General features: G+C 70.7%; 1 pseudogene. It reads right to left on the bottom strand.

Annotated features, from left to right (window positions below):
• Positions 1 to 17: 17 nt before the first annotated feature.
• Positions 18 to 15788: pseudogene (locus LV75_RS06095) on the bottom strand (SDR family NAD(P)-dependent oxidoreductase); the annotation flags it as partial.
• Between the last annotated feature and the right edge of the window lie 202 nt (positions 15789 to 15990).

Below are 15990 nucleotides of genomic sequence, written 5' to 3'. Positions count from 1 at the left end.
AGGCCGCGCAACCGGGCGGTGATCGCGCTCGCCTCGGCGTCGGTCGGCGGCAACTCGGCCAGCGCGGCCTCGAACTTGTCGAGTTCGGCGACCGCGGGCGAACCGGGGTCGGCGGTGAGCTCGTCGAGCAGGTGCGCGGCCAGCGCCTCGGGGGTCGGGTGGTCGAACACGATGCCGGTGGGCAGCGCGAGCCCGGTGGCCGCGTCGAGCCGGTTGCGCAGGTCGACCGCGGTGAGCGAGTCGAACCCGAGGTCGCGGAACGGGCGGCGCGGGTCGATCAGCTCGCCTGCGCGGTGCCCGAGCGCGGCGGCGGCGCGGCTGCTGACCAGGTCGAGCAGGAGCGCGCCGCGCCGGCCGACCGGGGTTTCGGCCAGCGCGGCACGCAGATCGGGTTCGGTCGTGGCGGGCGCGGCCTCGACCAGACCGGCGAAGAGGGTGCCACCGCGGCCGGAGGTGAAGCGGGGCCAGTCGATGGCGGCGACGGCGACCGTGGTGAGGTCCGCGTCGAGCGCCTTGGCCAGCGCGGCGATGGCGGCGGCCGGATCGAGCGCGGTGACGCCGGTGCGGTGCTGTTGGTCGGCTGCCGCGTGTTCGGCGCCCATGCCTGCGCCTGCCCATGGGCCCCAGGCGATCGCGGTGGCGGATTTGCTTTGTGCGCGGCGGTGTTCGGCGAGGGCGTCGAGGTAGGCGTTGGCGGCGGCGTAGTTGGCCTGGCCGGGATTGCCTACGACACCGGCGAACGACGAGAACAGGACGAGGTGCGCGTCGGGCAGCAGTTCGTGGAGGTGACCAGCGGCGGCCTTGCCGCGCCAGACCGCGTCGAACCGGGCCGGGGTGAGGGTGTCGATCACGCCGTCGTCCGCCGTGCCCGCGGTGTGGAAGGCGGCGGTGATGTCGTGGTCGACGAGCAGCGCGGCGAGGGCTTCGCGGTCGGTGACGTCGCAGGCCGCGATGGTGACCTCGGCGCCGCGGGCGCGCAGGTCCTCGACCAGGGCACCAGCGCCAGGGGCCCCGGGCCCTCGGCGGCTGGTGAGGAGCAGACGCGGGGCACCTCGGTCGGCCAGCCAGCGGGCCACGTGACCGCCCAGGGCACCGGTGCCGCCGGTGACGAGGGTGGTGCCGGTGGGGGTCCAGGTCCGTGTCGGGGACGGCTGGGTTCGGGTGAGTCTACGGGCTAGGAAACCGTTGTCGCGTAGGGCGATCTGGTCCTCGGCGCCGGTGAGGGCGGCGTGGAGTTGGTGGGGATCGACAGTGGCGTCGAGGTCGATGAGGCCGCCCCATCGCCTGGGGAGCTCTTGGGCGGCGACTTGGCCCAGTCCCCAGATGGCGGCCTGGCGGGGGTCGCGGATGGGGTCGTCTTTGCCGGTGGAGACAGCGCCTCGAGTCGCGCACCAGAGGGGGGCGTCGACGTTCTGGAGAAGAGTGAGGACGGTTTCGGGCGTGGGAGCGGTGGCGAGGATCCCGCTGACGTCGATGGCGTGGAGGTCGCCAGGAGTGATGTTCGTGCGGGTGATCGTGTCGATGTCGGCGAACGCGGCGGTGATGTCGTCGGTGGGGTCAACCAGGAGCCAGGTGCCGGTGGGTCGGTTCTGGGGGGTGGTGATCGGCGACCACTCGACCTGGTACCACCAGTTGTCGGCAGGGTTGGCCTTGGGCCAGAAGCGCTGGTGCTGGAAGGGGTAGGCGGGCAGGGTGGTGGCGGTTCCCGCAGGGAGGATCTTCGTCCATTGTGGAGCTCCGCCGCGCACGTAGTCATGCCCCAGAGCTGCCAGCAGCGTGGCGACCTCGGGGTGACTGCGCCGCAGAGTCGGAGCCGCATCGGCGACAAGGGCCGACAGCACCCCGTCCGGTCCGAGCTCCAGGAATCGCGTATCGGCGGGCACCCGCGCCACAGCGTCAGCAAACCTGACTGTCTCGCGGACCTGCCGCACCCAGTACTCAGCCGTCGCCGGATCACCCGCTGAACTGTTCAACAAGGGGATTGTCGGATTGTTGAACGACAGCCCCGCCACTACCCGCCGGAACTCGTCCAGCATCGGGTCCATCAAGCGGCTGTGGAACGCGTGCGACACGGTCAACCGCTTCACCCGGCGGTTCTGTTCAACAATCCTACTTTCGAACAGCTCGACAATCCTACGATCCCCCGATACGACAATCGAACGATCGCCATTCACCGCAGCGAGGTCGAGGCCCTCCGGAAGATCGAGCTCGGACTCAGCCGCCTCGACAGCCAGCATCGCGCCACCGGCCGGGAGAGCCTGCATGAGACGGGCACGGGCAGAGACCAAGGTGCAGGCGTCATCCAGGGACAGGATCCCGGCGACGTGGGCGGCGGCCAGTTCGCCAATGGAGTGGCCGACCAGGTAGTCGGGGTGGACGTCCCAGGACTCCAGGAGGCGGAAGAGGGCTACCTGGAGGGCGAAGAGGGCGGGTTGGGCATTCCCGGTTTGGTCGATGGCCTTGTCGTCGAAGGGGAGGCGGAGGCGAACCGCATCGAAGGTGTCGGCGAACACCGGGAAGGCGTTGTAGAGGTCTTGACCCATCGCGGCGTATTGGGAGCCCTGGCCGGTGAACAGGAACGCGCGGTGCGCGGTGAGGGGCGCGGTGGTGATCGCGGCCAGGCGGTCGCGGAGGTGGGCGTCCACAACGATGGCGGCGCGGTGGGGGTGACGGGTGTCGGTCGCCGCGAGAGCACGGGCGATGGCGGTGGCGGGCAGGTCGAGGTCGGCGAGGGAAGCAGCGCGAGCGCGGAGCGCTTCCGGGGTGTGGGCAGAGAGAACCCACACGGTCGGGACTTCCGGCTCAGACGTCGCGAAGGCCGGGAGGGCGTCTGGGGTTTCCGAGTCGGATGGGGGTGGGTCAACGTGTTCGAGGATGGCGTGAGCGTTGGTGCCGCCGATGCCGAAGGCGGAAATGCCGGCGCGGCGCGGGCCGGTGGGCCAGGGCTGGTCGGCGGTGAGGACGCTCAGCGGACCGGACCAGTCGACGTGGGGGGTGGGGGTGTCGATGTGGAGGGTGCGGGGCAGGGTGCCGTGGCGCATGGCCTCGACCAGTTTGATCACGCCCGCCACCCCGGCGGCGGCCTGGGTGTGGCCGATGTTGGACTTGATGGAACCCAACCAGAGCGGCCTATCGCGGTCTTGGCCGTAGGTGGCGATGAGGGCCTGGGCCTCGATCGGGTCGCCCAGGGCGGTCCCGGTTCCGTGGGCCTCAACAGCGTCCACATCAGACGGATTCAATCGGGCGTCGGCCAGTGCTGCCCGGATGACGCGTTGCTGTGACGGGCCGTTGGGCGCGGTGAGGCCGTTCGACGCGCCGTCCTGGTTCACGGCTGTGCCTCGGACCACGGCGAGCACCGGCCGATTCGCGGCGACGGCGTCTTCGTACCGCATGAGCAACAGCACCCCGGCACCCTCGCCCCAGCCGGTCCCGTCGGCGGACGCGGCGAAGGCCTTGCACCGGCCGTCGGCGGCGAGCCCGTTCTGGTGCCCGAACTCCACGAACGCGGTCGGCGTGGACATGATCGTCACCCCGCTGGCGAGTGCCATGTCGCACTCCCCTCCCCGCAGGGCGCGCACCGCCAAGTGCAGAGCGACCAGACTGGACGAACAGGCCGTGTCGACTGTGAGCGCGGGACCTTCGAGCCCGAACGCGTACGCGACCCGCCCGGAAAGGACCGCCGCCGCGCTCCCGATGGCCAGGTGGCCCTCAAGTCCTTCACCGGCACCGGCGGCGAGCCGCGCGTAGTCCTGCCCGTTGGTCCCCGCGAACACCCCGACGCTGGAGCCCCTGAGCCCCAACGGGTTCAGCCCCGCTCTCTGGAAGACCTCCCAGGTGATCTCCAGCAACACCCGCTGCTGCGGGTCCATCGCCAGCGCCTCGCGCGGCGAGATCCCGAACAACCCCGCGTCGAACCCGGCCACGTCGTCGAGGAACCCGCCGACCCGCGCGAACTCCGGCGCCCCCGTGAGGTCCCACCCCCGGTCCCCCGGGAATCCCCCCACCGCGTCCGCGCCGCGGCTGACCAACCCCCACAGGTCCTCCGGCGACCGCACCCCGCCTGGGAACCGGCAGGCCATCCCCACGATCGCGATGGCCCCAACATCCACCCCATCGGGCGACTTGCCACCCCCGCCATCCGCTGGCTCGCGCCCGCCCGCGCGCGGCGGCAGCCCCCACCCACCCTGGGGGGCCACCCCGCTCCAGTCTACCGGGGTGGGGGGCTCGGCGAGGGGGGTGGCGGAAAGCTGTGGATGGGGGGCGGGGTTGTGGATAAGTAGGGTCCGCAGGTAGGCGGCCACGGCGGCGGGGGTGGGGTAGTCGAAGACCACACTGGCGGGTAGCGGCTTGTTGACGGCCGCGGCGAGGGCGTTGCGGAGTTCGAGGCCGGTGAGGGAGTCGAAGCCGAGGTCGCGGAAGGCGCGGTCGGCGGGGATGAGCGCGGGGCGGCCGAGGATGGCGGTGGCGTGGGTGCGGACGAGGGTGTCGAGGTCCGCGGGAGGTGCGTCCGGGGCGGTGGTGGTGTGGAGGGCGGACAGGAGGGGGCCGGGGCGGGCGGGGAAGCGGGACCACGTGATGTCGGCGACGACGGTGTGGGGGGTGTTGGTGTCCAGGGCCCGGGCCAGGGCGGTCAGGGCGGCCGCGGGGGGCATGGGGTTGAGGCCGGTGCGGCGGAGGCGGTCGGCGATGGGGCCCGCTGCCATCCCGGCGTCGGCCCAGGGGCCCCAGGCGACGGCGGTGCCGGGGCGGCCCTGGGCGCGGCGGCGGGCGACCAAGGCGTCCAGGGCGGCGTTGGCGGCGGCGTAGTTGGCCTGGCCAGGGTTGCCGATCACGCCTGCCAGGGAGGAGAAGACGACGAAGGCGTCCAGGTCTCCGGCGAGGGAGTCGAGGTGGTCGGCGGAGTCCACTTTGGCCTTGAGGAGCCCGGTGAAGCGCTCGGGGGTGAGCGACTCGATGACGCCGTCGTCAACGGTGCCCGCGGTGTGGAAGACGGCCGTGACGGGGTGGGCGGCGAGCAGGTCGGCGACGGCAGCGCGGTCGCTGGTGTCGCAGGGGATGACGACGGCCTCGGTGCCGAGGGCAGTCAGTTCCGCGACCAGTTCGGGAGCACCGGGGGCGGTGAGCCCCCTGCGGCTGGTGAGGATGAGACGGGTGGCGCCGCGAGTGGCCAGCCAACGGGCGACGTGAGCACCGATGGCGCCGGTACCGCCGGTGATCAGAACGGGACCGCGAGGGCGCCACTCCTGTTGCCAGGCAGTGGAAGTGGCGCGGCGCAGATGTCGAACGAGGGCACCGGACTGACCCAGGGAGACCTGGTTCTCATGTCCACTGAGGATCGCGCCAAGGCGGCCCGCGGTGCGCGGGGTGAGCGGGTCGGCGATGTCGATCAGGCCACCCCAGCGGTCCGGGTGTTCGAGGGCGGCCACCTGACCGAAGCCCCAGATGGCAGCCTGGCCCGGGTCGGTCTCAGCTCCGCTGGTGACGCACCAGACGCGGGCGGTGGTGTCGCGGACGAGGTGAAGCGCGTCGTCGAGGGTTCCGGTGGAGATGACATTGGTGGCGTCCGCGTGGATCGTCACGCCAAGTCCGCGGAGGGCCTCCGCGATGGCGAGCGGGTCAGGACCGACGACCGACCAGGTACCGGACAGCTGGGCGGGCTGGAGGTCGAGCGGCTCCCAGACGACCTGGTAGCGCCATTCATCCACTTTGGACGTGAGGCTGTGCGATCGGCGCCACGCCGCGAGGGCGGGCATCAGCTGGGTGAGGCTGTCCCGCTCGGCGCCGGACACCTGGAGCGTGGACGCGACGGCGGAGATGTCTTCCTGCTCGATCGCCGTCCAGAACCGGCTGTCGACGGGGTCGCCGTGGGACGGGGTTATCCAGAACGGCTCGCGCTCGAAGGCGTACGTGGGCAGCTCGACCCGATTGCCGCCCACCGGCTTGAGCACGGCCCGCCAGTCGACCGCGGTGCCGCCGACGTGCAACGTCGCCAACGCCCGGACAACCGCCGTCGGCTCGTCCACGCCCGACCGCAGCACCGACGTCCCGGCCTCGACCAACCCGGCCAGCACCGGTTCCGGCCCCAGCTCCAGGCACCGCACCCCGTCCGGCACGGCCCCGGCGAACCGAACCGTCTCGCGGACCTGCCGCACCCAGTACTCAGCCGTGACCGGGTCGCCTGTTGACGTGGTCAACAGGGGGATCGTCGGATCGTTGAACGACAACCCGGCCACCACTGCCCGGAACTCGTCCAACATCGGGTCCATCAGGCGGCTGTGGAACGCGTGCGACACGGTCAACCGCTTCACCCGGCGGTTCTGTTCAACAATCCTACTTTCGAACAGCTCGACAATCCTACGATCCCCCGATACGACAATCGAACGATCGCCATTCACCGCAGCGAGGTCGAGGCCCTCCGGAAGATCGAGCTCGGACTCAGCCGCCTCGACAGCCAGCATCGCGCCACCGGCCGGGAGAGCCTGCATGAGACGGGCACGGGCAGAGACCAAGGTGCAGGCGTCATCCAGGGACAGGATCCCGGCGACGTGAGCGGCGGCCACCTCGCCGATGGAGTGACCGACCAGGTAATCGGGATGGACACCCCAGGACTCCAGGAGGCGGAACAGGGCGACTTCCAGGGCGAACAGGGCGACCTGGGCGTTGCCGGTCTGGTCGATCGCGTCGTCGTCCCAGGGGGCGCGGGTTCGGATCTCGTCGAAGGCCGCGGCGAACGCGGGGAACCTCCGCAGCTCCTGTCCCATGCCCGCGCGCTGCGAGCCTTGCCCGGTGAACAGGAACGCGAGTTTGTGCGCCGCCGCCTCTCCGCGCACGACCGCGCCCGAAACCCGGTCAGCGGCGAGGTCGACCAGCCCGTCGTGGCCGAACACAACGGCGCGGTGCGGCAGGGGCGGACGGGCGGCCAGGGACGTGGCGAGGTCGGCCAGGTCGGCGTCGACCTCCAGCAGGCGGGTCGCCTGGGCGGCCAAGCCGGTCGCGGTGGCGGCGGAGACCAGCAGGGGAATCCGCAGGTCGTGATCACTCCGGTCGACCACCGCGGCGTCGGGCGAGGCGGGTGCCTGTTCGAGGATGGTGTGGGCGTTGGTGCCGCTGATGCCGAACGACGACACCCCGGCGCGGCGGGGGCGCGTGGCCGCTGGCCAGTCGCGGGCCGAGGTCAGCAGCGAGACGGCGCCGCTGGTCCACTCGACGTGCGGGGACGGGGTGTCGACGTGCAGGGTTGGCGGGAGAGTTCCGTGGCGCATGGCTTGGACCATCTTGATGATCCCGCCCACGCCCGCCGCAGCCTGGGTGTGGCCGACGTTGGACTTGAAAGAGCCCAGCCACAGAGGCTCTGCGCGCTCTTGGCCGTAGGTGGCCAGAATGGCGGACGCCTCGATGGGGTCGCCGAGCGCTGTGCCGGTCCCGTGCGCCTCGACAGCGTCCACATCGGACGCGGTGAGTCCAGCGTCGGCCAGAGCAGCACGGATCACCCTCTCTTGCGCCAGGCCGTTGGGTGCGGTGAGTCCGTTGGAAGCGCCATCGGAGTTCACAGCCGTGCCACGGACTACCGCCAGCACGGTGTGACCATTGCGCTGAGCATCGGAAAGTCGTTCAACCAGCAGGATCCCGGCGCCTTCGGCCCAGCTCGTGCCATCGGCGGCAGCGGCGAACGACTTGCACCGGCCGTCCGCCGCGAGACCGCGCTGGCGACTGAAGTCAACGAACACGGTCGGCGTCGACATGACCGTAACGCCGCCGACAAGTGCGAGGTCGCACTCCCCTGACCGCAACGCCTTCGCAGCCCAGTGCAGGGCTACCAACGACGACGAACAGGCCGTGTCGACCGTGACGGCAGGCCCCTCGAACCCGTAGTTGTAGGCGAGGCGGCCGGAGACCACGCTGCCCGCGCCGCCGGTGGCGAGATATCCCTCCACATCAGATGGAACGTTGCCCACGGCGTAGTCGTGGTACATCACGCCCGCGAAGACCCCGGTCTTGCTGCCACGCAACGAGGCCGGGTCGATTCCCGCTCGTTCGAAGGTCTCCCAGGACAACTCCAGCATGATCCGCTGCTGCGGGTCCATCGCCAGCGCTTCGCGGGCGGAGATGCCGAAGAACTCGGCGTCGAAGAGGTGCGCGTCGTGCAGGAAGCCGCCGTGGCGGGTGTAGGTGGTACCGGGGTTCTCCGGGTCGGGGTGGTAGAGCCCGGTGAGGTCCCACCCGCGGGCGGTGGGGAACTCGCTGATCCCGTCACGCCCCTCGGCGACCATCTGCCAGAGCGTCTCCGGGCTGTCCACGCCGCCCGGGTAGCGACAGGCCATCGCGACGATCGCGATCGGCTCGTCGACAGCAGCCACACCGGACGCCCTAGACACTCTCGGCACCGTGGACCGCTTGTTCTCGTCGGCCAGCTGGGTTCGCACGAACTCGGCGAGGTCCGCCGGTGTCGGGTGTGAGAACACCACCGTGGCGGCCAAGGTGAGCCCGGTGGCGGCGGCGACGCGGTTGCGCAACTCGACACCGGTGAGCGAGTCGAAGCCCAGGTCTTTGAATGTCCGGTTCGCATCAACGCGATCGGCCGACGCGTGGCCGAGCACTGCGGCGACGCTGCTCAAGACCAGCGTATCCAGGTCGCCAACCGCGGCGGGCGCGATCTCTGGGGCTCGCAGTGGAGCCGCTACCGCGACGAGGTGGGGCAAGTTGGGAGCGTGGTCGAGCAAGGCCATGCCTTGAGCGGCGGTGAGGGTGCCGCCGAGGTGAGCGAAGCGGGAGCGGTTGACCGTGGCTCCCATGCCTTCCGCCCAGTGCCCCCACGCAAGGGAGCGGGCGGGCAGACCGTTGGCGCGGCGATGGATGGCGAGGCCATCCAGGAAGGCATTGGCGGCTGCGTACGCTGCCTGGCCCGCCGTCCCGAGTGTGCCCGCGACAGAGGAGAACAGCACGAGTTCGGTGCTGTCGTCCGCCAGTTCGTGCAGGTTGACGGCGCCCTCTACTTTGGACTTCAAGGCCGCTGCGAGCCGGTCGGCGTCGAGGAGGTGAACCGGGGCGTCGTCGAGGTTTCCCGCGGCGTGGATGATCGACGTGACCGGGTGGGCGGCGAGGACGGTGGCCACCGCGTCGCGGTCGGTGACGTCGCATTCGACGATGGTCGCGCCGAGCTCGACCAGTTGACCGACACCTGGGCTCGCCGCACCGCGGCGGCTGGCAAGGATGACGCTGGTTCCCTGGTCGAGCAGATGACGGGCCACGAGCGCGCCAAGCCCGCCAGTGCCGCCCGTGATCAGAACGGTGTCGGCCCAGGAGGCTTGGCCGTCGGTGGGGAGTCGAACCGGTCGCGGAATCAGGGTCCGTCCTGTCCGGACCGCGATCTGCGATTCTCCCGCAGGCAAAGCGGTTGGGATGTCGCCGTCGAGGAGGACGAACCGGCCGGGGTGTTCGGTCTGCGCGGAACGCACCAATCCCCAGACGGCAGCTGCGGCCGGATCGACTCCCTCATCCTGAATGGACACTGCCGACCGGGTGGCGATGATGAGTTGTCCGGCGCCTTCGTCCAGCCAGTTCCGCACCAGCCCCAGAGCGATCCGGGTGGCTGCGTATGTCCGTTCAGCGAGTGCGCCTTCGGGGATCTCGACCTCGGCGACCTCTCCCACGGGCACGGTGGCGGCGACCGGTTCCCAGTCGAGGACGTAGGCGACGCCGTTTCCTCTTAGCTGGGAAGCAGAGACAGGCCGGAAGGTGAGGGAATCGACGGTCAGGGCAGGCGCGCCGGTTTGGTCTACAGCGTGCAGCGAGTACTCGTCGGGGCCGCGTCGGGTGAGGCGCACAAGCAGGGTGGCGGCGGCGCGGTGCCGGGTGACGCCGGACCAGGCGAAGGGCAGCAGTGCCGCGCCGTCCCTGCCGAGCGCGGGACCGAGCGCGTGCAGGGCCGAGTCCAGAACGGCGGCTTGCGGCCCGTCCAGCGCGACGCGGGCGTGGATGGTATCGCCATCACGCCAGACTTCTTGGAGTCCTTGGAATGTCGGGCCGTAGTCGAGGCCGAGAGCGGCTAGCTCGTCGTAGCCGGGTTGGGTTGACCCGCTCTCAGGCTGGACGACAGCCGAGGGGTCGCCCAAGGAGTCGGTGAGGACGCCCGCGGCGTGAGAGGTCCATTCCTCGCCGGTCTGGCTGTCGATGGTGACGGTCGTGCCGGTCACGGTGACCCGCAGTCGAACCGGTTCCGCGGTGGGGAACACGAGTGGTGCCAGCAGGGTCAGCTCGGCGAGCGCTGGTGTGCCGACCTCAGCGCCCGCGTGCAGGGCGAGGTCGAGGAAGGCGGTGCCGGGGAGGACGGCGGTGCCGCGCACCGCGTGGTCGGCGAGCCAGGGGTGGGTGGCGAGCGAGAGCCTTCCGGTCAGCACGATGCCGTCGTCGAGGGTGACAGCGGCGCCGAGCAGGGGGTGCTCAGCCGGTGACAGGCCCGCGGCGGCCAGACCAGAGCCGGTCGCAGTGGGCCAGAACCGGTCGTGCTGGAACGGGTAGGTCGGCAGATCGACCCGCGTGACCGGCCCGCTGTGGACCGCGTGCCAGTCGACGCTGACACCGCGGACCCAGAGCGCGCCCAGCGCGTCGGCAAGGGCGTCCGGCCCGGGTCGGCCCCTGCGCGCCAGCGGGACCCCGTTGTCGACCAGCGCCGACAGCACGGCGTCCGGACCGACCTCGACGAACACCGACCCGGCGAGCCCAGCCACGGCATCGGCGAACCTGACCGTCTCGCGGACCTGCCGCACCCAGTACTCGGCCGTCGCCGGGTCACCTGGTGAACTGTTCAACATGGGGATTGTCGGATTGTTGAACGACAGTCCCGCAACCACCCGCAGGAAGTCATCGAGCATCGGGTCCATCAGGCGACTGTGGAACGCGTGCGACACGGTCAGGTCTTTGACCCGGCGGCCCTGCTCAACAATCCCACGTTTGAACTGTTCAACAATCCTACGATCCCCGGATACTACAAGTGAACGATCCGAGTTCACGGCAGCGAGGTCGAGGCCCTCAGGCAGGTCGAGATCGGCCTCGGCGGCCTCAATGGCGAGCATCGCGCCACCGCTGGGGAGGGCCTGCATGAGACGACCCCGGGCGGCCACGAGGGTGCAGGCGTCGGCCAGCGAGAGAACCCCGGCGACATGGGCGGCGGCCACCTCGCCGATGGAGTGACCGACGACGGCGTCCGGTCGGACATCCCAGGACTCCAGGAGGCGGAACAACGCCACCTCGACGGCGAAGAGGCCCGCCTGGGCGTGCACGGTCTGGTCGATGGCGTCGTCGTCGAACGGCAGCCGGTCGCGGATCTCGTCGAACGCCGACCGGAAGGCCGGGTAGACCCGCAGGTCCAGACCCATCCCCGAGCGCTGCGCACCCTGGCCGGTGAACAGGAACGCCACCCGGCACGACTCAGCTCGCCCGACCAGCGCGGCGCTCCCCCCAGCGGCGAGGTCTGCCAGCTCGGCTCGCAGCGCTTCGTGGTCACGGGCGCGCACGGCGGCCCGGTGTTCGAGCGCGGCCCGGGTAGTGGCCGATGCCTTGGCCAAGGCCCCGACCGGGGCGTCGAGGCCCAGCAGTCGAGCCGCTTGCGCTCGCAGTGCCTCCGGCGACCGTGCTGACAACAGCACCGGGAACCCAGCTTCCGGCGCCTCCCCAGCGGGCTTGCCTGCGGGCGGTTCCTCGATGATCGTGTGCGCGTTCGTGCCGCTGATCCCGAACGACGACACCGCCGCGCGCCTGGGCCGTTCGCCCCGAACCCACGGCCGCGCCGAGGTCACCAGCTCGACAGCGCCGGTGGACCAGTCAACGTGTGGCGACGGATCGGCGGCGTGCAGGGTCGGCGGCACGGTGTCGTGCCGCAGCGCCTGGACCAGTTTGATCAGGCCAGCGAGGCCCGCAGCAGCCTGGGTGTGGCCGATGTTGGACTTCACCGAGCCGAGCGACACCGGTGCCGTGCGATCCTGGCCGTAGGTCGCCAGCAAGGCACCCGCCTCGATCGGATCGCCCAGGGTCGTCCCGGTTCCGTGGCCCTCCACGAGGTCCACATCGGACGGTCGAAGGCCTGCGGCGTCGAGGGCGTCGAGGATGACCCGTTGCTGCGCGGGTCCGTTCGGCGCGGTCAAGCCGTTGGACGCGCCGTCGGAGTTGATGGCGGAGCCGCGCACCACGGCCAGGACCTGGTTGCCGTCGCGCAGCGCGTCGGACAGCAGGCGCACGGCGACGACCGCGACGCCCTCGGACCAGCCGGTGCCGTCCGCGCCCGCGCCGAACGCCTTGCACCTGCCGTCGGCGGACAGGCCGCCTTGGCGGGTGAACTCGGCGAAGATGCCGGGCGTGGACATCACCGTCACGCCGCCCGCGAACGCCAGGTCGCACTCCCCCGACCGCAATGACCGGGCTGCCAGGTGAAGCGCGACGAGCCCGCCCGAACACGCGGTGTCGACGGTGATCGCCGGGCCCTCGAAGCCGAAGGTGTACGCGATCCGCCCGGAGGCGACGCTCGCGGTGTTGCCAGTGAGGAGGTATCCGGCGGTCTCGCCGGTCGCCTCGTGCATGCGGGGCCCGTAGTCCTGGGCCATCGCGCCGACGAACACGCCGGTTCGGCTGCCACGCAGGGATTGTGGGTCGACGCCGAGGCGTTCGACGGCCTCCCAGGTGACTTCCAGGAGGTGCCGTTGTTGCGGGTCCATCGCGAGGGCTTCGCGCGGCGACACCCCGAACAGCGCGGCGTCAAATCCCGCGGCGTCGGCGAGGAACCCGCCGCGCTCGGGCAAACCGTCGAGATCCCACCCCCGATCGGTCGGTGGCGGCCCCAGCGCTTCGCCCCCCTCGACCACCAGCCGCCACAACGCTTCCGGTGAGTCGATGCCGCCCGGGAACCGGCACGCCATCGCCACGAGTGCCACCGGTTCGTCGGACGCCGTCGCGGCTCGTCGGCGCACGGGTGCCGCCCCGCCGAGGAGCTGATCACGCAGGTAGTCCGCGACCGCCCGGGGCGTGGGGTGGTCGAACATCAGCGTGGTCGGCAGCTGGAGTCCCGCGGCCACCGCGATCCTGTCCCGCAGCTCAACGGCTGTCAGGGACTCAAATCCGAGGTCCTTGAAGGACAGTGTCGGGTCGATGGGTCCGGTGAAGCCGCCGACGACCGCGGTGTGCGCGAGGACCAAGTCCAGCGTGCCCCGCGGGTCGACCAGAGCCTGTGCGTGCGGCGAGTCGGGTCGCTCGACCTTCGCATTGCCCGGACGCCAGTGCCGCTCTCGCTGGAAGGCGTAGGTCGGTAGGTCCACGACGGAACTGGTCGGTGGCACGTACTCGAGTCCGTGCGCCACCAGGTCGGCCAGGTTGGCCAGCAGCCGCTCCCGACCGCCTTCGTCACGACGCGTCGAGCCGACGACAACAGAGTCCACTTCGGATAGCGTGTCGCGAACCGCGGCGGCCAGTACCGGGTGCGGTGTCGACTCGACGAAGAAGCGGAACCCGGCCTCGGCCAACGTGGCTGTGGCGGCGGCGAACTCGACGGTTCCGCGCAGGTTGCGGTACCAGTAGTCAGCGTCGAGAACGGGAAACCACTCGCCGGTCACCGTTGACAGGAACGGCACATCGCCGTCACGCGGCTCGATATCAGCGAGAACAGCGAGAATTTCGTCGCGAATGGACTCGACGTGCGCGGAGTGGGATGCGTAGTCGACCGGGATTCGTTTGGTGTCAACGGCAACAGAAGCCGCGAACCCGTCAAGCGCTTCCGGGTCACCCGCGATCACCGCGGCGGCCGGGCCGTTGACCGCGGCCACCGACAGCGAGGGCCAGTCCGCCAACCACGCCCGCACGTCCGCGACCGGGGCGGACACCGACAACATCCCGCCGCGCCCGGCCAGCGCCGTGATCGCGCGGGCCCGCAGCGCCACGACCTTGGCCGCGTCCGCCAGCGACAACGCGCCCGCGACGTGGGCGGCGGCGATCTCCCCCTGCGAGTGCCCGACCACCGCGGCGGGCTCGACCCCGTGCGACCGCCACACCGCCGCCAGCGCGACCATGACGGCGAACAGGGCCGGTTGCACGACGTCGACCCGGTCCAGGTCGCCCGCGCGCAGGACCTCGACCAGTGACCAGTCGACGTGCGGCGCGAGGGCGGCGGCGCAGTCGGTGATCTTCGCGGCGAAGACCGGGTCGGTGTCGAGCAGGTCGACGGCCATGCCCGCCCACTGGGACCCCTGGCCGGAGAACAGGAACGCCACCTTGCCGTCGATCCGGGCGCCCTCGGCGACCCCGGCGGCGGGCAACCCGAGGGCGACCGCGGCCAACCCGGCCTGGAGGTCGGCCGCCGTGGTGGCGACGACGGTGGCGCGGTGGTCGAAAGCGGTGCGGGTGGTGGCGAGCGAATGCGCGATGTCCCGCGCCGAACCGCCGACCGCTGCCAGCCGCCTCGCCTGCTCCCGGAGTGCCGCTTTGGTCCGCCCGGTGACCAATGCGATGGTCGGGCCAGAGTGCGCTGATTCCGCCGCATCTTTTTCCGATGCAGCTTCTTCCAGTGCGGACTTTTCCGGTGCGCCGAGAACGATGTGACAGTTCGTTCCACCCATGCCGAATGCGCTGACGCCGACAATTCCCGGCCCGGACAACGGGGTGAGTTCGGTCTGCACCCGCACATTCAGCTCGTCGAGCTGAATGTGCGGGTTCGGGGCCTCGAAATTGAGGGTGGGTGGAACCAGGCCGTGTTCGACGACCAACGCGACCTTGATCAGACCCGCGATCCCGGCCGCGCCTTCCAGGTGCCCGAGGTTCGTCTTGACCGAGCCGACCGGCAACGGGGTCGAGCGGGCCTGACCGAGCGCGGCGCCCAGGGCGGCCGCCTCGATCGGGTCACCCATCGGGGTGCCGGTGCCGTGGAGCTCGATGTAGCCGACGTCGTCGGGGTTGATGCCGGTGTGGGCGGCGCGGAGGACGTCCTCTTGGGCGTACCGGCTGGGTGCGGTGAGGCTGGCTCCCCCGCCGTCGTTGTTGACCGCGCTGCCCAGGATCACCGCGTGGACTCTGTCGCCGTCTGCTAGCGCTGCCTGCAGTGGCTTAAGAACGACCAGACCGCCGCCTTCGCCTCGGGCGAAGCCGTTGGCCCTGGCGTCGAAGGTGTAGCAGCGTCCGTCTGGTGAGAGGCCACCGAATCGGAGGGCACTTACAGTGCTCTCCTCCGCGAGGTTGAGGTTCACCCCACCTGCGATGGCTAGATCTGTCTCGCCGCGCCGAAGGCTCTCGCAGGCTAGGTGTACCGACACCAGAGACGACGACTGGCCTGCGTCCACGGCGAGGCTGGGTCCGCGCAGTCCGAGCAGGTAGGAGACGCGGTTGGCGATGATGCTGCGATGCGTGCCGGTCATCGTGTGACGGTCGGTCGCGTGGTCTTGGCGCAAGAGGGTCGTGTAGTCGTCCCAGATGGCTCCGACGAACACGCCGGTACGGCTACCGCGTAAAGCCTGCGGAATCAGCCTGGCATCCTCGACGGCTTCCCACGCCAACTCCAGGGCTAGCCGCTGCTGGGGGTCCATCCCGGCCGCCTCGCGCGGGGAGATCCCGAAGAACGCCGCGTCGAACTGGTCGACGTGGTCCAGGAAGCCGCCTCGCGGCACCTCGGGCAGGCGCCACCGGTCCGCGGGCACGGGGGTCGTCGCGTCAACGCCGTCGCGCAGCAACCGCCAATAGGCACCGGGGTCGGCGGCACCGGGGAAACGGCAGGAGAACCCGACCACCGCGATGGCCTCGGCGCGCACTTGCGACATGAATGCCTCAAACCCACTCGATACCGGGACCGAAACCCCCTGCGGAAATCCTCCATTTCCTCACCCGGACCCTAGTTAGCCGCCTCCGGCACGGCCAACCCCTAAGCCCCCACCCCGTGCCCCTAACCTCGGGCGCGCAAAACAACGGCCCCCGCCAACAACACGGGGGCCGTCACAGCACAACGAGTTTCAGATCACCAAC

Origin of the sequence: Actinokineospora diospyrosa (assembly GCF_024171925.1) — a bacterium.
In the GTDB taxonomy this organism is placed as follows: domain Bacteria; phylum Actinomycetota; class Actinomycetes; order Mycobacteriales; family Pseudonocardiaceae; genus Actinokineospora; species Actinokineospora diospyrosa.
This window is presented reverse-complemented; position numbering and strand designations above follow the sequence as displayed.